This window comes from Hydrocoleum sp. CS-953 (genome assembly GCF_002260545.1).
Taxonomy (GTDB): domain Bacteria; phylum Cyanobacteriota; class Cyanobacteriia; order Cyanobacteriales; family Microcoleaceae; genus Trichodesmium.
Genome location: NZ_LGSU01000756.1, coordinates 1 through 665, shown reverse-complemented (window position 1 = coordinate 665; position 665 = coordinate 1).

Below are 665 nucleotides of genomic sequence, written 5' to 3'. Positions count from 1 at the left end.
ATAATATTGGCCAAGAAAGCAATTCTATTTAAGTTAATGAAACGAGACAACATTTGGGTAACTCCTATGTATATTGTTTGTTTGGGTTTCTACAAATTCCTTTATGTTGAGGTAGAAAATTTATGCACTTGTTTCGGGAAATGACTAGAAAAAATTTTGCTGCATCAAATATTCACAAAAATTGAGAACAGCAATTTTTACGTTTTACTGAATAAAGTAATAATATTGGCCAAGAAAGCAATTCTATTTAAGTTAATGAAACGAGACAACATTTGGGTAACTCCTATGTATATTGTTTGTTTGCGTTTCTATAAGTTCCTTTATGTTGAGGTAGAAAATTTATGCACTTGTTTCGGGAAATGACTAGAAAAAATTTTGCTGCATCAAATATTGACCCAAAAATTAAGGTATACAGCCTCTCCATTCATGGATAAAAAAACTCCTATTAGCCAATCTTCTTCTTTATAAGAAGAGGTAATTATTAATTGTTGAAAAAAGCTTCTCCAAATTCCTTTATGTTGAGAAGTGAAATTTATGCACTTGTTTTGGGAAATTACTAGAAAAAATTTTGCTTCATCAAATCTTTACAAAAATTGCTGTTCTCAATCTTTACTTTTGACTGAATTATGATCTAGAATATTAATCGTTATTCCCAGATATCTATC